Raw genomic sequence first — 22213 nt, 5'->3', positions numbered from 1 at the left:
TTATCGGGAAAATTTACCAAAATAATGCGGATTTGGCTGCGTCGTGCTTTAATTGCGATAAATAAACGGGAAATATTCCCAATTTTTAGCCACCTCTGTCTTCAACAGGAGTTTTCATGAACTGTTCCAAATCCAACTTAACCCTCGGTGTGCTCATAGCTGCCGTGGCTACCCTGAGCGCTTGCGGCGGTGGCGGGATTGGCGGCGCAGCCGGGAATTCGGCCACGACCGTGACCGGCGTTGCCGCTACTGGGTTGGCCATTGCAGGCGGTAGTGTCTCGCTCAGATGTGCGGTCGGCGCCACCAACCCGGTGACCACAGCTACCGATGGTAGTTTCAGCATCGATGTGAGCAGTTTGACGCTGCCCTGCGTGGCCCGGGTCGATTACCTGGATGGATCTAACAAAAAGCAGAAGCTGCATTCGATGGTCACTGCATCTGGAAACGTCAACATCACACCTGTCACTGACATGGTGGTGGCCAATCTCGCCAATGGCACCGCGGCCGATGTTTTTGATAAATTGGATTCAGAAAAACTCAAAAGCTTCACCAAGGATCGCATCAGCACATCGACTACAAAGGTGAAAACATATCTACGCGACACATTGCATGTGGATATCAGCAAATTGCCTGATGACGTCATTGGCACTAAATTTTCAGCCACAACAAAGTCAAGAAAAGGCGATGACTTCGATGGTGTTTTGGACGATCTGAAAGTCAAACTTGGAACCAGAAAACTTGAAGATGCCGAAAATGAAATAGAAACTGGAGAAGGCAGCGCCAGTAAAAATACCAGCGCTTTCGCCACCAGCACCGGCCTGAAAGCAGACGCAACCGCTGGCCAATCTCTATACACCGCGTCCTGCAGTGGTTGCCACGGCGCCGGTATGCCTGCTGCGGTCAATTACCAGCGCACCTTGAGCGCCGTTGCCGGCAATAAAGGTGGCATGGGTTATTTGTCGGGAACCATCAACACCGCAGCCGCAGACAACATTGCAACCTATTTGGCCTACGGTGCTACGCCCGTGGCTTTAACGGTGCAAACCATCACGTTCACTTCGCTGGGCAACCAGACGCTGGGGGCCGCACCCACTTTGGCCGCCACCTCAAGCTCTGGCTTGGTCGTAACGCTGGCCTCGACCACGCCAAGCGTTTGCACGGTCACCAATACGGCGCTGACGCTGATGGCTGCCGGTACCTGCACGTTGACAGCGACCCAAAGCGGAAATGCATCGTTTGCGGCAGCTGCGGAGATTACTCAAACCTTCACGGTTGCGGGGGCATCAGTTCCTGTGCTGGCGGCGCAAACTATCACCTTCACGGCCCCTGCTGGGCAGACCATGGGAATGGCGACACCAGCCCTGGTGGCCACCAGCACGTCTGGCTTGACGGTTACATTGGCGTCAACAACGCCTGCCATTTGCACGGTGAACGGCACAACCTTATCGCTGGTTGCCGCCGGGTCCTGTACGGTGACGGCCAGCCAGCCGGGTAACTCCACGGTGGCCGCAGCTGCAACGGCTTCCAATTCCTTCCTGGTAGCGCCTGCGCTGATGAGCGGCGTTGCAGCTACTGGGCAAGTGCTTTACCGAGGCCTTTGCTCTGGCTGCCACGGCGTTACACCCGGTGTGAACCTCTCTCGCAACATTCTGAATGCCGCCAACACGCCCAGTGTGATCTCCAACGCCATCACCCAAAACATCGGCAATATGGGTTACTTGGCCAACCCCGGCTATAGCAACCAGCAACTTGCCGACATGGCTGCCTATCTGGCCACCCCAGGACTTTGATGTTGAAGAAGTGACGCGTCCGACTGAACGAAGACCAACAAACTCAACAGAAGAAGGACCCGAAACATGATCACTGCCCTATCGCGTTTTTCGTCCAGTCTGATGAGTCTATTGGATGACTCATCGGATTCTGATGTTGAGAGTCGTATTGAAGACATCCGAGACGCTATGTTGGGTTGTCTCGATGAATGTCTGGGCGAGTCGCAAGCAAGGCCAGCGTTGCGGGACAAAATAACCGGAGCCCCTTGCGTTCAAACGCTGTGGTATTTGCGGGTTGACCTTATGGCCTTCCTGGCATTTCGCAATGGCGAAGCTGTCGCAAAAAAGCGATTGCTTCTCATCACAGAGAAGTTCCGGGGTGGGCTGCAAGTTTCAAAATCACCCACCAAGCAGGTGACCAGTTCAGGCTTTTATCTCATGCTCATTTGCATCAATGCGGCACTTATCTGGAAAAGCGCCTGGCCGTAATCAATTTCAACGCCTTGGCGTCCGTCTGCAAGAATTCTCATTGAGCCTCCAGGCCGTCGCTGTACCCCATGCCCGGTACCTGCGGTGTTTATTCAAGAGTCGTTTCTATGTAAGAAAAGGTCTGGCAGGTGTCGCGTAAGTTATCGCCAAGTCCAGCGCGGGACAATCGCGGCTCTTCTTTGCCCCCGGGCGAACAACCGAGTAAAGATAACATTCCCAGCGTGTTTTTTGGTGAGCCGTGAATTTCAAAATGCTAATGACCCTACGAATTTTTGTGACCGCCACACTGTCGATGCTGGCCACACTCAGCTTGGCAGATCCAGGCGTCACCGACTCCACTATCACGTTGGGTATGTCGGCGCCTCTGTCCGGACCCAACGGCGCCTATGGTTTGGACATGCGTAAAACCATCGAAGCCTATTTCGAGAGCATTAACAAAAGTGGCGGGGTGCACGGACGTCAGTTGGAACTGGTCGCTCTGGACGATGGCTATGAGACCGAGCGCACGGTGGCCAATACCAAGACCCTGATCCAGGATAAAAATGTTTTCGCTTTGCTGTCGTTCTATGGCTCCAGTCCGACCACGGAAGCCATGAACAAAGTATTTGGACCAGCCAAAGTTCCGTTGGTGGGAACGATCTCGGGGGCGGGCACGCTGCGCGAGCCCCTCTCTGCCAATGTGAATTCACGCTATATGTTTCATGTGCGCACCAGCTATGCCGACGAAACCGCTGTGATCGTGAATTATTTGGCCGGACTGGGCATTTCACGCATCGCGGTGTTTTATCAAAACGATGGCTTTGGAAAGTCGGGACTCGACGGCATTACCGCTGCACTCAGTCAGCACAAATTGGCGCCTGTAGCGGTGGGAACGGTGGAGCGCAACGCCATCGACGTTGCCAAGCCCGTCGAGATCATTGCCAAATCCAATGCCCAAGCCGTGATCATGGTCACCTTGTACAAGCCGACGGCCGCCTTTATGAAGGCCATGAAACAAGTGGGCCAAAACCCCCTGTTTATGGCACTTTCGCCAGTGGGGACCGAGCAGCTCATTCAGGAACTGGGCACGACGAGCTCGCGTGGGCTGGGCATTTCGCAAGTGGTGCCTTACCCCTGGAGTGCCTCTATCCCTGTGGTGCGTGAATACCAAAAGTTCAGCGCAAAACCCGGCATCTACTCTTACTACGGCATGGAAGGCTATTTAATGGCGCGCACCATGGTGGAAGGACTCAAACGAATTTCCAGCAAGGAGCCCACCCGCGAGCGACTCGTCAACGCCTTGGAAAGTTTGCACAACTTGGACTTGGGTGGATTCAAGGTGAATTACTCTCCTACGGCACGTCAGGGTTCCAGCTTTGTCGAACTCACCGTTTTGGGCCCCAACGGCAAGCTACTCAAATAAGTCCTACAGCGACCCGGCGATTCAAACAATCGACGAACCTCAAAGGAAGACTGCCGTTCAACCTCGCTCGTACCACCCCTTCGAGTTGTTGACGATGTACACCACCAGCAACATTACCGGCACCTCAATCAACACGCCTACCACCGTGGCGAGTGCCGCACCGGAGTTGAAACCAAACAGGCTGATCGCCGCTGCCACCGCCAACTCAAAGAAGTTGGATGCACCAATCAGCGCAGACGGGCAGGCGATGTTGTGCTTCTCACCCAGCGCGCGGTTAAGCCAATAAGCCAGCGCGGAGTTGAAAAACACCTGAATCAAAATCGGCACCGCCAGCAGGGCAATCACCAGCGGTTGCTTCAAAATGGCTTCGCCCTGAAACGCAAACAACAACACCAGGGTTGCCAGCAGTGCGCTGATGGACCAGGGACCGATTTTCTCCATCGCCGCATCAAACGCCCCTGGCCCTTTGGCGAGCAGGAATTTGCGCCACACTTGTGCCAGCAGCACCGGAATCACGATGTAGAGCACCACCGAAATCAGCAGCGTGGCCCACGGCACGGTGATGGCCGAGATGCCCAGCAAGAACGCCACCAGCGGCGCAAACGCCACCACCATGATGCTGTCGTTCAGTGCGACTTGCGACAGGGTAAACAGCGGGTCGCCGCCGGTGAGTCGGCTCCACACAAACACCATGGCGGTGCAGGGCGCCGCAGCCAGCAAGATCAGGCCTGCAATGTAGCTGTCTAACTGATCGGCCGGTAGCAGCGGCGCAAACAGATGGCGGATGAAGAACCAGCCTAAAAAAGCCATCGTGAAGGGCTTCACCAGCCAGTTGACAAACAGTGTGACGCCAATGCCCTTGATGTGCTGGCGCACCTCGCTCAAGGCGCTAAAGTCCACCTTCACCAACATCGGAATAATCATCACCCAGATCAGCAGGCCGACCGGCAGGTTGACGTTGGCGATCTCCATCCTGCCAATGCTCTGGAACAGGGTAGGAAACAGTTGGCCGAATGCGATGCCGACAACGATGCACAAGAACACCCAGACTGTCAGGTAACGCTCGAACACGCTCATGGGCGCGACTGCCGCCGGTTGGGCGGTCACTATAGATGGCACCGTCATGGCTTAGCCCTTGGACAGTTCGCGTGCCGTGTCTTGCAGCAAAGTTTTTTCGAGCTTGTCGATGGGCAAGCTGATCAGCAGTGACAGCCTCCGGTGAAATGCGTGCAGGGTTTGGCGAAAGGCTTCAAGTTTTTGGGCCTCGGTGCCATCGCCTTCTGAAGGGTCTGGAAACCCCCAGTGCGCGGTGGCCGGTTGGCCGGGCCAGTAGGGGCAGACTTCACCGGCGGCGTTGTCGCACACGGTGATGACCAGGTCCATGTGGGGCGCATCGGGTGCCGCAAATTCGTCCCAGGTTTTGCTGCGTAATCCGTCAATGGAAATGCCTGCGCTTTGCAAGACCTGCAAGCCCAAGGGGTTGGGTTGCTGGTTGTCGCGCGGGCTGCTGCCAGCCGAAAAGGCTTTGAAACGACCCTGGCCGATGTCATTCAGAATAGCTTCGGCCAGGATGCTCCGCGCCGAATTGTGGGTGCATAAAAACAGGACGTTGAGTACTTTGTCAGTCATTTTGATTTCCAGGGAGGTTAGTTAAATTGCGGTTGAATTGGCGGCCAGTTGCATGAGGCGGTCGACGCCCACGGGTTCGTCTTTCAGCAGCGGCACCAGCGCGTAGCGGGTGGCGTGCTGGCTTGCTACCGACTCAATTTCATGCAATTCGTTGCGGGCGCGCTGCTGTAGCAGGGGCGAGGTGACGGGGTGGGCGAGGGAGGTGGCAGCCACGCTGTTGTTAATAACCCAGGCCCAGGGTGTGATGCCCGCGCGCTTCAAGTCGGCCTGCAGGTTGGCGGCTTCCAGCACAGGTGTTTTTTCGGCCAGTGTCACCAGCAGCACCTTGGTTTGCTTGGGGTCCTGCAACTGCATCATGGGCGTGGTGAAGTGCAGGTTGCTGCCCGCCATCTGGCGCGCAATGTCGCGGTGGTAGGCGCCGGTGGCGTCCAGCAGCAGCAAGGTGTGGCCGGTGGGCGCGGTGTCCATCACGACAAACTTTTGACCAGCTTCGCGGATCACGCGCGAGAACGCCTGAAACACCGCAATCTCTTCGGTGCACGGCGAGAGCAGGTCTTCTTCCAGCAGGGCGCGCCCCGCTGCGTCGAGCTTGGCGCCCTTGGTTGCCAGCACCTGCGCCCGGTAGCGCTCGGTGACCTCGTGCGGATCAATGCGGCTGACCGTCAGGTGTTCGAGCGTGCCGTGCAGGGTTTCCATCAGATGCGCCGCCGGGTCGGAGGTGGTCAGGTGCACCGGCAAACCTCGGTGCGCAAGCTGCACGGCCACTGCGGCGGCCAGCGTGGTTTTACCGACGCCGCCTTTGCCCATCAACATTACCAAACCGTGTTTGTCAGCGGCAATCTCGTCCACCAACTGCGACAGGCTGGGGGCGTCCAACGCCATCGCGGCAGGTTGATCGGCCAGCGAAAGCGCCGCGTGGCTGACCCGCGAATCTGCCGCGACCGACGGCGCACTGTTGAGCAATTTGCGCAAGGCGGGCAAGCCCACCAGATCAAAGCCTTTGAGCGGAATCTGGTCGGTCGGCAGCGCCATCAAGCCCGGCGGCAGGGCTGCCAGCGCGGCTTGTTCGCGCTGACAAATGGCCGTGGCCAGCGGGTCTAGCGCGGCCTCATCAGCGGGGAACACCCCGTTGATCACCAGAAACTGCTTCGACAAACCAATGCCGGCCAACTCGCTATGCGTGCGAGCCGCTTCGCGCAGGGTGGAGGCTTGGGCGCGGGCCACCAGCACCAGGCGGGTGCGGGCGGGGTCGGCCAGCGCGTCCACGGCAGCTTTGTATTGGGTGCGCTGTTTTTCCAGGCCGGCCAAGGGGCCTAGGCACGAGGCGTCGCCTTTGCCATCTTCCAGAAACCCGCTCCAGGCACCGGGCAATTGCAGCATCCGGATGGTGTGGCCGGTGGGCGCGGTGTCGAAAATGATGTGGTCGAAATCGTGCGTCAGGGCCGAGTCGATGAGTAGTGCGGTGAATTCGTCAAACGCGGCAATCTCGGTGGTGCAGGCGCCTGAGAGTTGTTCCTCGATGCCCTTGACCACGCTCTCGGGCAACTTGCCGCGCACCGGGCCGACGATGCGGTCGCGGTAGGCTTGGGCGGCGGCTTGCGGGTCGATCTCAAGTGCGCTCAGGTTGGCCACGCTGGCAATGGCCGTGATGTTGTTGCCAATCGTGATGCCAAACACCTGCCCCACGTTGGACGCCGGGTCGGTGCTGACCAGCAGCACGCGCTTATCCGTAGCGGCCAAGGTGATGGCGGTGGCGCAGGCGATCGAGGTTTTGCCAACGCCGCCTTTGCCGGTAAAAAACAGAAAACGCGGGGGCTGTTCCAAAAACTTCATGGCGTGCTCGTCGGTGGTTTAGCAGCAACGCGCACCTGAACAGCAGCTACCAGCGGCGGCGCTACTGGCTGCGGCCGGAACGTTGCTCGCGGTTGGCGCCGGTGCAGTGCTGGCGGGCGTTATGGCCGCCCAGCGCGTCAACTCATCGCGCGTTGGGTAGCGTCCAGCCAAGGCCAATTCGCCGTCCACCAATGTGACCGGCAAGGCGCTTTCGCCCGAACGCTCCAGCAGTCCGCGTACCACGGCGTTCTCGGCAAACACTATGGGTTGTTGCGCCAGGTTAAAGCGTTCAAGCAGGGCGCCGTTTTGCTTGGCCCAGTCGACATCGGCTGAAAAACAGACCAGTGCCTGGTCGACGTCCACGCCGCACACGCCACTGCTGCAGCACAGGGCCGGGTCAAAAATCTGGATTTTTTTCATGGCTTAACTCCTTCAAGGTTGTGGCAAAAGGTCGGGACAGCTCAGGGGCGCGCACAACTCGCCGCACGTCTCGGGGTGGCCGGAACAGCATTCTTCGGTCAAGTAGGCAATCAGGTCTTGCATTAGCGCAAGGTTGGCGCGGTAACGCTGAAAACGACCCTCTTGCACCACCGACACCAGTTGGGCCTGGGCCAGCGCTTTCAGGTGGAACGACAGATTGGTGGCCGGAATTTCCAGTGTGCTGGCGATTTCACCCGCCACCAACCCTTGCGGCCCGGTCCGGACCAGCAGGCGGTAGATGTCCAAGCGGACACTCGAAGAGAGTGATTCAAAAACCTTGAGTGCTGAAAATTGTTCCATGCATCCAACTATACAACTTATGTTGAACTATTGAATCGATCTTTAAAATATATAAGAAATAGGGCTCTAGCCCCCGTATCTTATGCGTAAGTAGCTATTTAAGTAATAGCAGACCCTGTCGAATCAGCTTTTCGACTTTCTGCGCCACAGCCGCAAGCCCAGCAAGACCAGCGGTGTGGCGTGCATCAACAAGTCAAAAATATCGAGCGGCACTGTCAGCGTGCCCTGACTCAGCATGCGGAACTTTTCAATCAGGTGCGGCTCGGGTTGGATCGGGGCCACCGCCATCCAGAACGCCATGAAGATGAGCCAGGGAAGCGGCAGGCGGTCCAGCCAACTCATGGCGTCTCTGCTCGGCCACAGGCCGGACACAGGCAGGCTTTGCCGCGGGCGTGCTCAGGAATGCGCGACAACAACGCGGCCTCAAACTTGACCTGGCTGCACCAGCACGGCGCCTGTTTGACGCCAGTGGCGCGCTCAACTTCCATGGCGCATTCGTTGGTTTGGCTGCACAGTGGGCACAGGGTGGGATCAATCGGCAGGGCAACTTGCATGGGGGGACTCCTTGGCCGAGACATTCGGCATGGGCGAAGTGTAGCCAGCCCACTGCAAAGGGCATGGCATCCCGCTAGACTTGCAGCTCTATGGATGCCGCCAACATTATTCGCAACACTGTCGCCCGGGTCGCCCAGCTTCGACAGCAGGCCGCCAGCACGCCCGGACTGGCGCGGGCCGTCAGCGACATCAAGCATTTGCAGGCCCGCCGCTTTGCCGGCACCTACTTTGACTTGCTGCACTCGGATCACTACAAACCCGCCGGCCTTTTTTTTCTGGAAGAGTTGTACAGCGACAAAGACTATTCCCTGCGCGATGCCCAATTTGCCCGCATGGCCGGACCGTTGGACAAGATTTTTCCGCAATCGGTGGTCGACACCGCCGTGGCGCTGGCACAGTTGCATGGCCTGACCGAAGAGCTTGATATGGCCAGCGCCCAGCAATGGCTGGCCCACCCCGACACGCCTGAAGCATTGCGCTATGTGCTGGCCTGGCGCGCAGTAGACCGTCGCGCCGACCGCAACCAGCAACTCGCTACCGTCATGACCGTGGGCCATGAATTGGCGCGGTTGACGCGCTTGCCCGGCCTGCGCCTGATGCTCAAAATGATGCGCGGCCCCGCCAACCTGGCCGGCATTTCGGCGTTGCAGCACTTCCTTGAACTGGGTTTTGATACCTTTGCCGCCATGGGCCGCAAGCCGGGTGGCACCGCCTACTTTCTGGAAACCGTGCGCACTCGCGAGTCACGTCTGATTGACCTGCTGTTTGACGCTGATGTTGGCGTTGGCGAAACCGAGCTTCAAGGCGTTTTGCATGCCTAGCCGACCCATGCTGCCCAACGGTATTTCTGTTCTGGAGCGCGGCTGGCTCTCTTCCAACAGCATCCTGATGGTGGGGCGCGATTCGGCCGCGCTGATTGACAGTGGCTACGGCCTGCACGCCGACCAAACCCTGCTGCTTATCCAGTCGACGTTGCAAGGTCGTCCGCTGGATGTGCTGCTCAATACCCATTTGCACAGCGACCACTGCGGCGGCAACGCGGCGCTGCAAAACGCTTTTCCTAAGCTGCTGACGCACATACCACCCGGGCTTTCCTTGCATGTTCAGGATTGGGATCCGCACGCGCTGACCTACTCGCCAACCGGCCAGAGTTGCCCTCGCTTTGGGTTTGATGCCGTGCTGCGACCAGGCACAGAAATCCAGTTGGGCGACCGGCTCTGGCAGATCCACGCAGCCCCCGGACACGACACGCACTCGGTGATTTTGTTCGAGCCTGAGTCGCGTGTGTTGGTGTCGGCAGATGCCTTGTGGGAGCGTGGGTTTGGTGTGGTTTTTCCGGAGCTGGAGGGCGACGATGCCTTTGCGGCGGTCAGCGATACCCTCGACCTGATTGAATCCCTGCGCCCCGCCATCGTCATACCGGGGCACGGTTCGGCCTTCACTTGCGTTGATCAATCGCTGGCATTTGCCCGCCAGCGGCTGTCCGGTTTTGTCGCCAATCCGATCAAGCACCTGACCTATGGCGCCAAGGTGCTTTTGAAGTTCAAGCTGCTCGAAGCCCAGTCAATCGCGCTGACCGATTTCATGGCCTGGACCGCCGCGACGCCCTACCTGCCCATGATTCACGCTAGTCATTTTTCCGCCATTGAATTTGCGCCCTGGATTGAGCAACTCATCCAGGATTTGGTGCGCTCAGGAGCGGCATCCCGGCAAGGTGCCGATCTTAGGAATGCCTAGCGTTTTGCCGGGAATGTAGTTTTTTTGTTGGCGATTCTCAGCGCGTTTAAAAAATGAATTCGTGAATCAGTCGCGATGGATTGTTGATGGATTCTGTGTTTCTTCATTTACAGAGAATTTCACATTTAATAATTATCAAATACAAATTTATTTCAGTGTTCATGCTTGCGCGGGTGATTCTGTTTTTACCAGAAAGGCCGAAAATGAACTCAATGAAAAAGCCTGGTAGGAGAGAAACCCGTGAACCATTCCGGTTCAGGCTTTCAACATCCGCCGCCATGGTCGCCATGGCATTGACATCCCTGCCTGCTGCGGCCGGCCCTGGCAAAGTCTGCCTGGACGGTACAACAGCCCCCGCCGGTTCGGTTCTGACAGCTTGTGCGGACGGATCGACGCCGATCGGCACTTACTACGCCAACAGCCCGAAGCTGCGCAAGTTCGTCGATACGGTGGCCAATCTGACCTCGGCTGGTGCCAATGCGTTTGTCGGTGGTTTTCCTGGTGAGTACATTCCTATAGCTGAGCCAGATGGGGCCAGTTATCCAGGTTCCGAGTACTTCGTCATCGGCGTCGTCGAGCATCTACAGCGCATGCACAGCGACTTGCCAAAGGACACCACGCAGCGCAGCTATGTCCAGTTGTATCCACCGAAGAGCGAAAGAGCGGCCGTGTTTGGCACCGGTACAGTTCCCATCCCACAGCCCTCTGCCTACGCGGGCTTTGGTGCTCCTAATCCGGGAGCGCCGGTAGCGCTGGCGTACCCCAACGGACAACCTATTTACTGGCCGGGAACCCAAGAACAGGTGTACGGCTACGAAAAGGCCCATTACCTCGGCCCCATCATCATCACGTTCAAGGGCACGCCGGTGCGGGTCAAGTTCGTCAACTTCCTGCCTAACGGCTCGGCGACCGTAGACATCGTCACCGACGCGAATGGATTGAAAATAAAAAATGTCATCGCCCGCAATGGAGACATGTTTCTACCGACAGATGAGTCACTCGCTGGTGCAGGTCTCTCTGTAGACCAAACTCATAAGTACCCGCAGAACCGCGTAGCCTTTCACTTGCACGGCGGCGATTCGCCGTGGATCAGTGACGGCACGCCGCACCAGTGGATCGCAGCCAGTGGCGAAAATTCGCTGCACCAGCATGGCGACCGCTTCATGAATACACCCGACATGCCCTATCCCGGCGATGGCGCCCAGACCACCTTTTGGCCGAATGACCAGAGCAACCGATTGATGTGGTACCACGACCATACCTTTGGCCTGACCCGGCAGAATGCCTATGCCGGCGCTGCCGCTGGCTACGTCATCATCGATCAGGCAGAACTGGATTTGCTCACTGGCACGCCTACCCTTGGAAAGGCCATCCCTGGCGGCCTCCTCGATCAGATCGTTCTGGTTGTTCAGGACAAGACCTTCGTGCCGAATGACATCGCCATCCAGGACGCGAAGTGGGACCAAAACGCCTGGGGCAAACCGGGTGACCTGTGGTATCCGCACGTTTATGAGCCGGCACAGATATGGGACAAAGGAGGCAAGCTCGGCCCCACAAAACCTGGGCAACTTTTTGACCCAAATACTAACTCGGCGACCCCCATTCTCAACCCGGCCGGCCGCTGGGACTATGGCATCGACGACGCCACTGGCGGCTATCGCGTGCCGAACGCACCTTTGCGCAACGACCCCGACTACGGCATGGTTGCGTTCCCGGATGGCACCTATACCGGCGGCCCTTCCGCGACGCCAGAATCCTACATGGATACGCCGGTGGTCAACGGCATTGCCTATCCGGTGCTGAACGTCGAGCCCAAGGCCTACCGTGTGCGCTTCCTGAATGGTGCGAATGACCGTTACTGGAATTTATCGCTGTGGGTTGCCGACAGCGCGCAGACCAGTCCTGATGGTCGCACCAACACCGAAGTGAAGATGGTTCCGGCGGATGGAAACGCCGTTTATAAACTGGCGGACGGCTCGACAGTTGCGCCAAGTGATTTGCGCACCAGTGGCGTACCCGATCCCAAGACGGCCGGACCGAACATCATCCGCTTTGCCAATGAAGGTGGCCTGCTGCAAAAACCGGTGGTGCACACGCCGAAACCGATGACCGGTTTCGGTGACACCAACAACAGCGGCCCTTTCACACTGATGCGCGACAGTACAGGCGGCGACTTCTACCTGGGCGGCGCCGAACGCGCCGACACCGTCATCGACTTCTCGCAGTACGCAGGCAAGACGCTGATTCTGTACAACGACTCCTCCGCCCCCGTGCCTGGCGGCGATGACCGCTACGACTACTACACCGGTGGCCCCGACCAGACCGCGGCGGGCGGCGCCCCGACCACGTTGCCGGGTTTTGGTCCGAACACGCGCACGGTGATGCAGATTCGTGTTGCGGCCACTCCGGCGGGTGGGGTTGCCCATGCTGCTTATGACCCGGCAGGCAACGGTGGCCCGTTGGCCACCGAACTGCCCAAAGCCTATAAAGCCAGTGCCGACGCCCACATTCTGGCGTCGGGAACGCTTCCAACGGCCGTTGATGCGATCGGCCACAGCATGACCTTGAATGGTAAGTCCGTGCCTTTGAAGGTCAAGACCATCCGCGGCATCACCGATCCCAATTTCGGTCGTCTGATCGCCCAGCTCGGTGTCGAACTTCCCAATGGTGATCCGTTGGGTACGCCGCTGGCTTACATCGACACGCCAACCGACATCATCAGTGACGGCGAGACGCAGTACTGGTGGGTCAAGAACAACGACGTAGACAACCACCCGATGCACTTCCATCTTTTCAACGTGCAAGTGGTGGCGCGCATTGATCAGGGCACCGGTGCCATTCTGCCGCCGCAATCCGACGAAACAGGCTGGAAGGAAACGCTTAAGAACTGGCCATTGGAAGATGTCATTGTGGCGGTCAAGCCGAAGACTCCGGCGCTGCCCTTTGGCCTTCCCAAGAGCGTGCGCAACCTTGACCCGACCCTGCCGGTTGGCGCAGTAAACAGCAGCTTCAACCGCCCCGGTTTGGATCTGGTGTCGGCTTTCTATCAGAATGACCTCGTCACCAACCAGCCGATTGCAGGCGGCGTTGTCAACAGTCCGTATGACTTTGATTGGGAATACGTCTGGCATTGCCACATCCTCGGCCACGAGGAAAACGACCTGATGCGCCCGCTGGTGTTCCACCCCGTGCCACCGACTATTCCGACCACGCTGCCAGGCAGTGTTGCCGTCGATGCCACGGGCAAGGTCAGCTGGACCGACCCCACTCCCGCGGGCGGCGGGTCCACGAAGGGCAACACCGCCAACGAAATCGGCTTCCGCGTCGAACGCGCCACGGTCACAACCACCAATGCCACCGGTACGCCGACGGCAGGCGTCTTTGCTGCGCTCGCCCCAACTTCCCCGGTGGTCGATGCCCGCGTCAACACGCTCGCCAACGCCACCAGCTTCAAGGATGTACCGTCCGCATTCACCGACTACAGGTATCGGGTAGTTGCGGTCAATGAGGCGGGTAGCGCCGTATCCGGCTCGATAGCCACGCTGTCACAACCACCCGCCGCACCGGCTGGATTGACCGCGGCAGCGGCGTCAACGGCCGCGATTGCTGTCGGTGCGACGCCCGCGAAGACCACGTGGAGTCTCAAGCTCAACTGGACCGACACGGCGACCAATGAGACGGGCTACGTTGTTCAACGTGCCACTGGAACAGTCAATGCATCGACCGGTGCGGTGACCTGGGGCTTGCCAGCCAGCAAACCGACGGCCACCTCGGTGCTCGCAGCAAACCTTGGTTCCTACACCGATGGCGCAGCCGGTGTCGCTGCAAATACTTTGTACCAGTACCAGGTTCACGCCGTGAATGGGGTCCTTGCTGGCCCTTTGACCTCGGTCATCGTGGCGACGGCGACAACTCTGCCGCTGCCAACGCAGATGCAGTCCGGTGGCAACTCTACGGCGACAACCGTGGCCTTGCAATGGCAGCCCGCCCTGTCGGCGTTGGCGACCGGGTATGAGATCCAGCACTGTGTTGGCCTGGCGGCAAAGTGTGCGACGGGTGTTTGGTTGCCGGTGCCGGGACAAATCAAGTCTGGCACCTCGGCCGTGTCGAAGGTTGTCGTTACCGGCCTGGTGGGAAAAACCACCTACCAGTTCCGGGTGAGGACTATCAACGCGCTTGTGCCCAATCTGTATTCAGGTTGGACGGCACCATTCCCGGCGAAGACTCTCTAAGCTATTTGAATGGACTGATTGTGAAACGCTGTCTGTCCTGGTTATTCCCTCTTGTGTTCCTTGCGACGGTCCCCGCCGCTGCTCACACGCCTGCCGATGATGATGTGGTGGCCGTCGGACGACGCATCTACCTTGACGGCGTGTTGCCGGATGGCCAACTGCTGCGGGGTGTGCGTCTGGACATTGGTGCCGTAGTGGGCGCCGAGGCTGCTTGCGTCAACTGCCATCGACCCAGCGGCCTGGGTATGGTGGAAGGCACGGTGGGGGTGCCCCCCATCACGGGCCGTGCTTTGTTTGGGGGGGGTGAACCCGTCGTTGTGCGCATGGACCGGCGCTTCGATCAAGCCCTTTCCTTGGCACATCCGCCATACGACGCCGCCAGCCTGGCTGCCGCGGTTCGTGATGGCCGCCTTCCATCAGGTCGGACTGCGCACGCGCTGATGCCGCGCTACACGCTGACCGACCCCCAGTTGCTGGCGATAAGCGCCTACCTCAAAACGTTGTCCAGCATAGAGTCGCCTGGCGTCAACGCAGACAGCATTCACGTTGCCACGGTCATTGCGTCAGGCGTCGCAGCAGAACGGCGCAAGGTGTTTCTTGCCACGCTGACGACCCTGCTCAACCAGATCAACATCAATGTCAAATCCAGTCATCGACAAAAAATGGTGTCTGCCATCGAACGCCGCCTTGGTTCCAGGCGCAAGTTGATCCTCGATGTCTGGGATTTGAACGGACCATCGACTACCTGGCGCGAGCAGTTGGCACGTCGTCAGCAAGAAAATCCTGTGTTTGCCATCCTCTCCGGGTTGAGTCAGGACGAATGGCAACCGGTGCAGGATTTCTGCGAGCAAAGTCGCGTTGCTTGCTGGTTTCCCAGCGTGGACCGGGTGCCGTCTGGCGCCGCCCAAAGTCAGTTCAGTCTGTATTTTTCGGCCGGCATTGACTTGGAGGCTGAGGTCATTGCGCGCAAACTGGGTCAGGAACACGGGGGCATCGTCCAGGTGGTCGCTGACGACCCCGTGGCACGCCATGGGGCAGTCACGTTACGCCGCACCCTTGCCGCGGGCAACGACGTAGCGCCAAACCGTGGGGTCATCGATGTGGATGCTCGTCAGGGGGTAATGGCCGTCAAGGCGGCCTTGGCCGGATTGGGCAAGCAAGACAGCGTGGTACTTTGGCTTCGTCCGGCTGATCTGAAAGACTTGGCCGGACTGGAGACTACAGCGGCCTCGGTGTTTGTTTCAGCCACGCTTGCCGACGGGGAAAAGCTGGAGTTGCCCCTGGCCCTGCGCAGAAAAGCAAGCCTGGTACAAGCGCTCGAAGTTGAGCGCCTGCGCAGCGCCAACCTGGCGCGTGTCAACCTTTGGCTCAATGCCATGAAGATCCCGAGCGTCGATATGCGTATGCAGTCAGAGGTATATTTTGCGACCCGATCACTGGTTGCGACTGTGCATGGGATGCTCAATAACCTTCATACCGACTATCTGATCGAGCGTGCCGAGTCGACCCTGTCGATGTTTGAGACCATGCAGGTGCAAGATGAGATCAGGGACATGATGATGGGCCCCATGAACAAGCGTCCGCTATCGCCAACGCCGCCGACTGCGGCAGAAAAAGTGGCGATGGCTGACGTGGCCAAGGCTCAGTCAGAATATCTTGAAGAATTGCGCAAGCGCGGTGGCACCACGGTGTACCCGCGACTGAGCTTGGCACAGGGTCAGCGTTTTGCGTCCAAAGGGGCCTACCTGGTCTCCTTGAACCCTCAAGGCAGCGGCACTATAGGTGAACCCGAATGGGTGGTGCCATGACGCTGGCAACTGGAGCTAACCCTTTTTCTTTATCCCTTTTAAGTGATTGTTCAAGTTACCCAAAGGAGTCAGTATGTCTAAAAAAACTATTCTCACCTTCGCCTGCGTGATGATCACCGCCAGCTTTAGCTTTGCGCAGTCCGCGCCAGCATCAGCACCCGTAGCGACTAATTCGCACAAAGCCTATGACCAAAAAGCACGTGAGTGCCGCAAGGCCGGTGCAGACAAGCAGTTGACCGGCGATGAACTGCGTGCCTTTGTGGCCATCTGCATGGCACCCCCAAAAGCGACGACCAATTAAGCGTCAACCTACATTGATATTGGGCATTTGGCACTTCGCGCCACCACCGTGGCCGTGGTGTTTTCAGGGACGCCAACAAAAAAAGCGACCCACCAAGATGAAGTAGGGTCATCAAAGCGAAGTGAACTCATCCGACTTGCGTGCGACACAATGGCTGTTTTGGCCGGTTAATTTATTTGGAGTCGGAATGAAGCAAAAGCTGATGTGGGTCGTTTGGATCCTGGCGACAGCGGTGCAAGCCACCACGCTGGATACAGGAACCTTCTTTCCTCCAGTACTCAAGCCTGGGGTGCAAGAGGCCCGCGCTGCCCATCTGGCTGCGGACTTGCTGTCTCGTGACCACTACAAGGCGATCCCACTCGACGATGCGTTGTCGAGCAAAATATTTGACCAATTTCTGAAATCGCTGGACCCCGAGAAACTCTACTTCCTGCAGACCGATATTGACCGTCTCGGTGTAGACCGCACTTTGCTGGATGACGCCATCCGCACTGAAGACCTGAGCGCGCCTTTCAAAATATTTAATCTGTACGAGCTTCGTGCGGCCCAACACCTGATTTATGCCCGTACCTTGCTCCCCAAAGGCTTTGATTTCCAGCTCGACGAAAACACCCTGATTGAGCGCAAAAATCAACCCTGGCCCGTGGGCGAGGCGCAAATGCAAGATATTTGGCGCAAACGTGTCAAAAATGACTGGCTGCGACTCAAGCTGGCAGGCAAGGACGACCCGAGCATCCTCAAAATTCTCGACAAGCGTTATGAAAATGCCCTTAAGCGCCTGAAACGGATCACGGGTGCAGATGCCTTTCAGATCTTCATGAATGCCTACACCATGGCCATCGAACCCCATACCAACTACATGGGGCCGCGCGCCGCTGAGGATTTTGGAATCGCCATGCGCTTGTCTCTGGTCGGCATAGGCGCCGTGTTGACCGAAACTGAGGAATTCATCACCATCCGGGAGTTGGTGCCCGGTGGGCCTGCCAGTGTTTCCGGGCAGCTGAAAGTAGGTGACCACATTGTCGGTGTGGCGCAAGGTGAGGCGGGGGCCATGGAAGATGTGCTTGGCGCGCGGTTGGACGATACGGTGGCACTGATTCGTGGCAAAGCAGATACAACGGTCCGACTTGGCATCTTGCCAGCAGGGGCAGGTCCGGATGGATCACACAAGGTCGTGACCCTCATCCGCAAGTCCATTGCGATGCAGGATCAAGCTGCCAAGGCCAAGGTATACACGGTCGCCGATGGCCGTCTCATACGACGTGTGGGTGTGGTTACGCTTCCAACGTTTTACGAAGACTTTAGCGCCAGACAACAAGGCACGGCGAATTACAAGAGTGCCGCCCGTGACGTGGCGAGCTTGCTGGGGGACCTGAAACAGCAGAAAGTGGACAGCGTGTTGGTGGATTTGCGCAACAACACGGGTGGGTCGCTCAGGCAATCTATTGATCTGACGGGCCTGTTTATCGGTCGGGTGCCAGTGGTGCAGGAGCGCAATGCGATTGGGGACATCAACGTGGATACAAACCACAGCACGGACATGGTGTGGGATGGCCCGATGGGGGTGTTGATCAACCGGGCTTCGGCGTCGGCCTCGGAAATTTTTGCCGCAGCGATCCAGGACTATGGCCGTGGCTTGATCATGGGAGATTCGAGTTATGGCAAAGGCACGGTGCAAGCCATGGCAAGTCTCGACCAAATCGCTAAAAACGCCAAACCTACATATGGTGAATTGAAAATGACCATCGCACAGTTCTTTCGGGTCAACGGCGGCACCACCCAGTTGCGCGGTGTCACGCCCGACATTGTCTTTCCGGGGGTGGTGGATGCGGCTGACTTTGGTGAATCGAGTTTTGACAACGCGTTGCCCTGGATCAACATCAAGGCCGCCAACTATGCCCCAGTGGGGGACTTGAAAGAGCAGACCCCCCTCCTTTTGGCGCTGCATGAGAATCGCGTTCGCCATGAAAAGGGCTTCCAATACCTGATTGAAGATATTTCGCAAACTCGGCAGTTGCGCCAAAAAAATATGATTTCACTCAATGAATCAGAGCGGCGCAAAGAACGCGACGCGCAGGAAAAACGACTGGCAGCCAGGGAAGATGGTTCACTCCAGGACGATGGCTTGCAAGCAGGTGAACGCAACCTGGCAAAAGAGCTTGCCGCTGAAAACATGAAGAAATCAGCCAAGGATGTTTTGTTGAACGAAGCCATCAACATACTTGGTGATGAGGTGGCATTGAAAAAAAACAATTTCAAACGTGCCACCAACCTGCCATCAACCAGTCCGGTGATGGTCATGGAACTCGCCCCGCATAATTGACTGAGAAATGGTAGTTGCACCGTGTAGAGGCTTCACGTAATGGTGTCAGGCAACATCCCGGTTCGCGTGCTCCGCAGCCCAAGCCCACTCCCAAGCTTCGTCTGATAGCGCGGTAATACGCTCGCCCCCGCCAAATTGCTCAGCAAGAGAATTGTTGTCTCCCAACTTATTGGCTTCCACCTGCAAGGCCATTTGCAGATAGTCGTTCCAGGGACCGGTTTGTTCAAGCAGGGCTTGCCGGGCGGGGCCAGACAAATTCAAGGTGTTAACCACTTCATCCAAGCTAATCTTCAATAGCGTCCCCAGCATCGAGGCCAGCCCCAAGGTGAATATTTGGCTGGGCGATGGCTCGTTGTTTTCGATGGCCAGCAATTCCATCAGGCGGGAACGCCACAAAGTCACTTCCTGCAACGCCGAAGACGCTTTGCGCTTGCCCGAAAACTGAACCAGGAGCAATAACAACCAGCGGTACAGTTCATTGCGGCCCAGTATCAATACGGCTTGGTCAATACTGGTTTCTTCGCTTAATTGCGCAAAACTGGCACTGTTCATACGGCGCAGCAGCCGGTAGGACAAGCCCACATCGCTTTTGATGTCCCTCACGATCACCGACGTTTCAGTTCCGATCACCAGTTGGTTCAGCAGGTGACCTACGCGGTGGATTTCGGGGGGAATAGTTCGTACCTCGGACGGCTTGACTGAGAACTCTTTGGGGCCGAGCGCGCCGCAGGCGTAGCTGATGCCACTTGACAGCGCCAACTCAAGATCCTCAATTTTGGAAACATCAGTCATCAGCGTGGGCAAAGACTGAAGTGCCATGGGCCATGTTTTTATGGCTTCCAACAACGCCGGCATGGGGTCGCTTCTTTGATGCAGGAGTAAAAATTCAGGTGGCAGGTCCAACCCGAAGGTGACATCCCACCCTACTTTGGCACCCGTCGCCCGCAGTTGCGGCACCAACTGGGCAAGGGTTTGTAACTGCACAGCCGAATCGTCGGAATGCGTGCCATGTTCAATACCAATCCACGCACCAGCCGCGCACTCAACGTCCTTGGCATCGACGAGCCAGTCAGACGGAACGCGTGCAAAGCCGATGCGCCCGGTTTGTGTCATCAATCGAGCCGAAGTCAGCACGGCCGAAACATAAGCCGCGCGACCTTGATGATCTGAACGCTGCCGCAATCGTCGCAATATTTCGTCATCAATACAAAATTCAAACCCCGCAATGGCCCCGTCTGAATCCATGAGCGGTCGGCGCGCGCCAATCGCCGCCAGTGCCGCAACGGCCCCCGGCACGTTGCCTGATTGGCGCAACGGGGCGCTGACCGCCTTCACCCGCTTTGCAGGAGGCGCCTTACTGGGCTGAGAGGGTTTGACAACGAGGCTGTTCCAAAGGCGATGAAGAAAAGAACTCATACCCAGACTCTACCAACTTAATATTGACTTGTGCAGATCTGACGCGTCGGCAAGCCGCTGAATATTCGGAAGCGCCAATCATGAAAATATGGGTCAACAGACCTGCATAATATTGAGAGACTCCAACTCATCGACATGCCGTTCAAACTCAAACGTTCTACCAAGCGCTTTCTGGCACTCATGGCGCTGCTTCCGCTGTCGCTGGTGACGCTCGCCACCATTTACATGATCGGCATGGAGCGCCTGGAAATGTCGCCACGCACATTTCTTCAAAGCCTGCAATGGGCCGCCGAAACCATCACCACCACTGGATATGGGGCTGATAACCGTTGGAACCATCCGGGCATGGCCATGTTCGTCATTCTCGGGCAGTTTTTTGGCCAATTTCTGGTCTTTCTGATCTTCCCCTTGGTGGTGGTGCCTTACTTTGAAGAAGGGTTTGAAGTCCGTCTCCAGCATATGCTGCCACCCATGAAGGGTCGCGTGCTTTTTTATCGATTTGGTCCAGCCATAGAGTCCTTGCTTGAAGAATTTAAAAGCCGGAACTCTCCCTTCGTCATCTTCGAGGAAGACCTGGAAATCGCGCGCAATCTGCGTGACCGGGGCTTCAATGTCGTGTTCGGCAAACTGGCAGAAGACCCCGCCGTGCTGGCGAATGTCAGCCTGGCCCGGGCGGTGGTGGCCAATGGCGGGGATCATGCCAACGCGACTTTGACGATGGTGGTTCGCGAGCTCGGTTTTACCGGCCCTTTGTATGCGCTGGCCGACGACCCGCTTTACCGCCGACCCCTGGTTCAAATGGGTGCCACCGACGTTTTTACCCCGGCCCATGTACTGGGCGCAGCCCTGGCGTCCCAGGCCAGCATGCGCATCAGTCCGCCTGCGGAGGGAATGCACCTGCTGGGCGCCAAGGTGGCCATGGCCGAGTTTCGTGTCCGCGCAGAAAGTTCGCTGGCGGGTAAAAAACTGGGTGATTTGAAACTGCGTGAACAACATGGCGTGTCGGTCATCGGCCAGTGGTTGGCCGGTGTGTTTACGACGACCAAGGGGCCAGAGACCGTCATCGAACCTGGCGCCATTCTTGTGGTGGTGGGCGCGCACGCCAACCTGGAAATCGTTGAGCGCCTGGCGATGCCTATACATCGTGCCGGGCCGATCGTGTTGGCGGGATTTGGTGCGGTAGGCCAAAAAGTAGTTGAAATGCTTAAGGACGCCGGCGAAGACTGTGTCGTGATTGACCAGGTTGCAGCCCCCGGCGTTGATCTCGTGGGCAGCGTCATGGAGCGCTCAACCCTTGACCAAGCCCGGGTTCGTGAGGCCAGTGCCGTGGTACTCGCGTTGAGTGATGACAGTGAATCCGTCTTTGCCACGGCAATCGTGCGCGACTACGCACCTGGCGTGCCCTTGATTGTGAGAGTTTTACGAACGCGCAATACGACCCGGATTTACAGAGCCGGCGCCGACTTTGCCATTTCGGTGGGTCAGGTGGCGGGGAAAATTCTTGCTTTCCAGTTGCTCGGTGAACAGGTGGTGCAAGTTGAAAATAGAATCAAATTTGTTCGCATGAATGCCGGCGCTTTGCTCGGCATGCATCCCTGGGGCAATGCGGATCTTGATCAAACCGGCGCCAAAGTGATCGCCCTGGAGCGGGACCGCGAAGTGCTGGTGGAATTTGAGCCGGGCTTTGAAGTGCGCGCCGATGACGTGCTCTTTGTCTGCGGTTCCATCAACAGCCTGGAGCGCTACAAGCGCAGGTTCAACGCAATAACGCCTGAATCTTCCCAGGTTTGACTAGGCACATTTCTTTGGATCGATACCAAGACATGCGCGGGCATTGACCCGATTCGGCCAATCAGCACGCAAGTCAACTACCTGAGTCCCGGTACTCAGTATTAGCGCTTCCGGGTATTCGTCGCGTAGCGGTTCTCGCGTACGCTAG

The 22213-nt window shown here is 57.7% G+C and carries 18 protein-coding genes; 10 read left to right on the top strand and 8 right to left on the bottom strand.

Going from position 1 to position 22213, the window contains the following annotated elements; all coding sequences use genetic code 11:
- Positions 1-116 precede the first annotated feature (116 nt).
- From WCG50_RS07910 to WCG50_RS07900, 3 genes are all read left to right on the top strand, one after another.
- The gene (locus tag WCG50_RS07910; protein ID WP_336899047.1) at positions 117-1790 is read left to right on the top strand and encodes a cytochrome c; all 1674 of its coding nucleotides are present in this window, start codon (positions 117-119) and stop codon (positions 1788-1790) included.
- Between the two features lie 66 nt (positions 1791-1856).
- Complete coding sequence (locus WCG50_RS07905) at positions 1857-2258, top strand: hypothetical protein (RefSeq protein WP_336899046.1); 402 nt, start codon at positions 1857-1859, stop codon at positions 2256-2258.
- A 256-nt stretch (positions 2259-2514) separates the two neighbouring features.
- Positions 2515-3660, top strand: coding sequence for an ABC transporter substrate-binding protein (locus tag WCG50_RS07900; protein ID WP_336899045.1), 1146 nt, complete (start codon positions 2515-2517; stop codon positions 3658-3660).
- 57 nt (positions 3661-3717) lie between these two features.
- Here the strand turns inward: WCG50_RS07900 and arsB are convergent, their stop codons facing one another.
- From arsB to WCG50_RS07865, 7 genes are all read right to left on the bottom strand, one after another.
- Positions 3718-4785: an ACR3 family arsenite efflux transporter gene (gene arsB / locus WCG50_RS07895; protein WP_336899044.1), complete on the bottom strand. Its 1068-nt coding sequence runs from the start codon at positions 4783-4785 to the stop codon at positions 3718-3720.
- 3 nt (positions 4786-4788) lie between these two features.
- The gene (locus tag WCG50_RS07890; protein WP_336899043.1) at positions 4789-5289 is read right to left on the bottom strand and encodes an arsenate reductase ArsC; all 501 of its coding nucleotides are present in this window, start codon (positions 5287-5289) and stop codon (positions 4789-4791) included.
- Between the two features lie 21 nt (positions 5290-5310).
- A complete protein-coding gene (gene arsA, locus WCG50_RS07885) occupies positions 5311-7122 on the bottom strand; it encodes an arsenical pump-driving ATPase (protein ID WP_336899042.1) in 1812 nt (603 codons plus the stop codon).
- Between the two features lie 18 nt (positions 7123-7140).
- Positions 7141-7542 carry an arsenite efflux transporter metallochaperone ArsD gene (gene arsD / locus WCG50_RS07880; protein WP_336899041.1) on the bottom strand — a complete coding sequence of 134 codons (402 nt, stop codon included), beginning with the start codon at positions 7540-7542 and terminating at the stop codon, positions 7141-7143.
- Positions 7543-7554: 12 nt separating this feature from the next.
- Positions 7555-7902: a helix-turn-helix domain-containing protein gene (locus WCG50_RS07875; protein WP_336899040.1), complete on the bottom strand. Its 348-nt coding sequence runs from the start codon at positions 7900-7902 to the stop codon at positions 7555-7557.
- Between the two features lie 123 nt (positions 7903-8025).
- A complete protein-coding gene (locus tag WCG50_RS07870) occupies positions 8026-8244 on the bottom strand; it encodes a hypothetical protein (RefSeq protein WP_336899039.1) in 219 nt (72 codons plus the stop codon).
- Positions 8241-8456 carry a cysteine-rich CWC family protein gene (locus WCG50_RS07865; RefSeq protein WP_336899038.1) on the bottom strand — a complete coding sequence of 72 codons (216 nt, stop codon included), beginning with the start codon at positions 8454-8456 and terminating at the stop codon, positions 8241-8243. The genes WCG50_RS07870 and WCG50_RS07865 overlap by 4 nt, the downstream gene beginning before the upstream one ends.
- 90 nt (positions 8457-8546) lie before the next feature.
- Here WCG50_RS07865 and WCG50_RS07860 point away from each other — a divergent pair, with 90 nt between their 5' ends.
- From WCG50_RS07860 to WCG50_RS07835, 6 genes are all read left to right on the top strand, one after another.
- A complete protein-coding gene (locus WCG50_RS07860) occupies positions 8547-9278 on the top strand; it encodes a hypothetical protein (RefSeq protein ID WP_336899037.1) in 732 nt (243 codons plus the stop codon).
- Positions 9271-10194 carry an MBL fold metallo-hydrolase gene (locus WCG50_RS07855; RefSeq protein ID WP_336899036.1) on the top strand — a complete coding sequence of 308 codons (924 nt, stop codon included), beginning with the start codon at positions 9271-9273 and terminating at the stop codon, positions 10192-10194. The genes WCG50_RS07860 and WCG50_RS07855 overlap by 8 nt, the downstream gene beginning before the upstream one ends.
- Before the next feature lie 86 nt (positions 10195-10280).
- On the top strand, positions 10281-14426 hold the full coding sequence (locus WCG50_RS07850) for a multicopper oxidase domain-containing protein (protein WP_336899035.1): 4146 nt from the start codon (positions 10281-10283) through the stop codon (positions 14424-14426).
- Between the two features lie 53 nt (positions 14427-14479).
- Positions 14480-16234, top strand: coding sequence for a hypothetical protein (locus tag WCG50_RS07845; RefSeq protein WP_336899034.1), 1755 nt, complete (start codon positions 14480-14482; stop codon positions 16232-16234).
- Positions 16235-16307: 73 nt separating this feature from the next.
- Entirely contained in the window at positions 16308-16535 is a 228-nt protein-coding gene (locus WCG50_RS07840) for a hypothetical protein (RefSeq protein ID WP_336899033.1), read from the top strand.
- 187 nt (positions 16536-16722) lie between these two features.
- On the top strand, positions 16723-18858 hold the full coding sequence (locus tag WCG50_RS07835) for a carboxy terminal-processing peptidase (RefSeq protein ID WP_336899032.1): 2136 nt from the start codon (positions 16723-16725) through the stop codon (positions 18856-18858).
- A gap of 45 nt (positions 18859-18903) precedes the next feature.
- Here the strand turns inward: WCG50_RS07835 and WCG50_RS07830 are convergent, their stop codons facing one another.
- A complete protein-coding gene (locus WCG50_RS07830; protein ID WP_336899031.1) occupies positions 18904-20274 on the bottom strand; it encodes an HDOD domain-containing protein in 1371 nt (456 codons plus the stop codon).
- 135 nt (positions 20275-20409) lie between these two features.
- On the opposite strand from WCG50_RS07830, the gene WCG50_RS07825 reads away from it, so the two are divergent.
- Positions 20410-22065 carry an NAD-binding protein gene (locus WCG50_RS07825; protein ID WP_336899030.1) on the top strand — a complete coding sequence of 552 codons (1656 nt, stop codon included), beginning with the start codon at positions 20410-20412 and terminating at the stop codon, positions 22063-22065.
- Positions 22066-22213: the final 148 nt, after the last annotated feature.

Origin of the sequence: Rhodoferax sp. (assembly GCF_037143375.1) — a bacterium.
GTDB lineage: Bacteria > Pseudomonadota > Gammaproteobacteria > Burkholderiales > Burkholderiaceae_C > Rhodoferax.
The sequence above is the reverse complement of the archived record's forward strand: the minus strand, read 5'-3'. Positions and strand labels throughout refer to the sequence as shown.

Excerpts from the sequence above, each read along its gene's own strand:
- WCG50_RS07910 (WP_336899047.1), top strand. The coding sequence starts at position 117 with ATGAACTGTTCCAAATCCAACTTAACCCTCGGTGTGCTCATAGCTGCC.
- WCG50_RS07905 (WP_336899046.1), top strand. The coding sequence starts at position 1,857 with ATGATCACTGCCCTATCGCGTTTTTCGTCCAGTCTGATGAGTCTATTG.
- WCG50_RS07900 (WP_336899045.1), top strand. The coding sequence starts at position 2,515 with ATGACCCTACGAATTTTTGTGACCGCCACACTGTCGATGCTGGCCACA.
- arsB (WP_336899044.1), bottom strand. The coding sequence starts at position 4,785 with ATGACGGTGCCATCTATAGTGACCGCCCAACCGGCGGCAGTCGCGCCC.
- WCG50_RS07890 (WP_336899043.1), bottom strand. The coding sequence starts at position 5,289 with ATGACTGACAAAGTACTCAACGTCCTGTTTTTATGCACCCACAATTCG.
- arsA (WP_336899042.1), bottom strand. The coding sequence starts at position 7,122 with ATGAAGTTTTTGGAACAGCCCCCGCGTTTTCTGTTTTTTACCGGCAAA.
- arsD (WP_336899041.1), bottom strand. The coding sequence starts at position 7,542 with ATGAAAAAAATCCAGATTTTTGACCCGGCCCTGTGCTGCAGCAGTGGC.
- WCG50_RS07875 (WP_336899040.1), bottom strand. The coding sequence starts at position 7,902 with ATGGAACAATTTTCAGCACTCAAGGTTTTTGAATCACTCTCTTCGAGT.
- WCG50_RS07870 (WP_336899039.1), bottom strand. The coding sequence starts at position 8,244 with ATGAGTTGGCTGGACCGCCTGCCGCTTCCCTGGCTCATCTTCATGGCG.
- WCG50_RS07865 (WP_336899038.1), bottom strand. The coding sequence starts at position 8,456 with ATGCAAGTTGCCCTGCCGATTGATCCCACCCTGTGCCCACTGTGCAGC.
- WCG50_RS07860 (WP_336899037.1), top strand. The coding sequence starts at position 8,547 with ATGGATGCCGCCAACATTATTCGCAACACTGTCGCCCGGGTCGCCCAG.
- WCG50_RS07855 (WP_336899036.1), top strand. The coding sequence starts at position 9,271 with ATGCCTAGCCGACCCATGCTGCCCAACGGTATTTCTGTTCTGGAGCGC.
- WCG50_RS07850 (WP_336899035.1), top strand. The coding sequence starts at position 10,281 with ATGGATTCTGTGTTTCTTCATTTACAGAGAATTTCACATTTAATAATT.
- WCG50_RS07840 (WP_336899033.1), top strand. The coding sequence starts at position 16,308 with ATGTCTAAAAAAACTATTCTCACCTTCGCCTGCGTGATGATCACCGCC.
- WCG50_RS07835 (WP_336899032.1), top strand. The coding sequence starts at position 16,723 with ATGAAGCAAAAGCTGATGTGGGTCGTTTGGATCCTGGCGACAGCGGTG.
- WCG50_RS07830 (WP_336899031.1), bottom strand. The coding sequence starts at position 20,274 with ATGAGTTCTTTTCTTCATCGCCTTTGGAACAGCCTCGTTGTCAAACCC.
- WCG50_RS07825 (WP_336899030.1), top strand. The coding sequence starts at position 20,410 with ATGCCGTTCAAACTCAAACGTTCTACCAAGCGCTTTCTGGCACTCATG.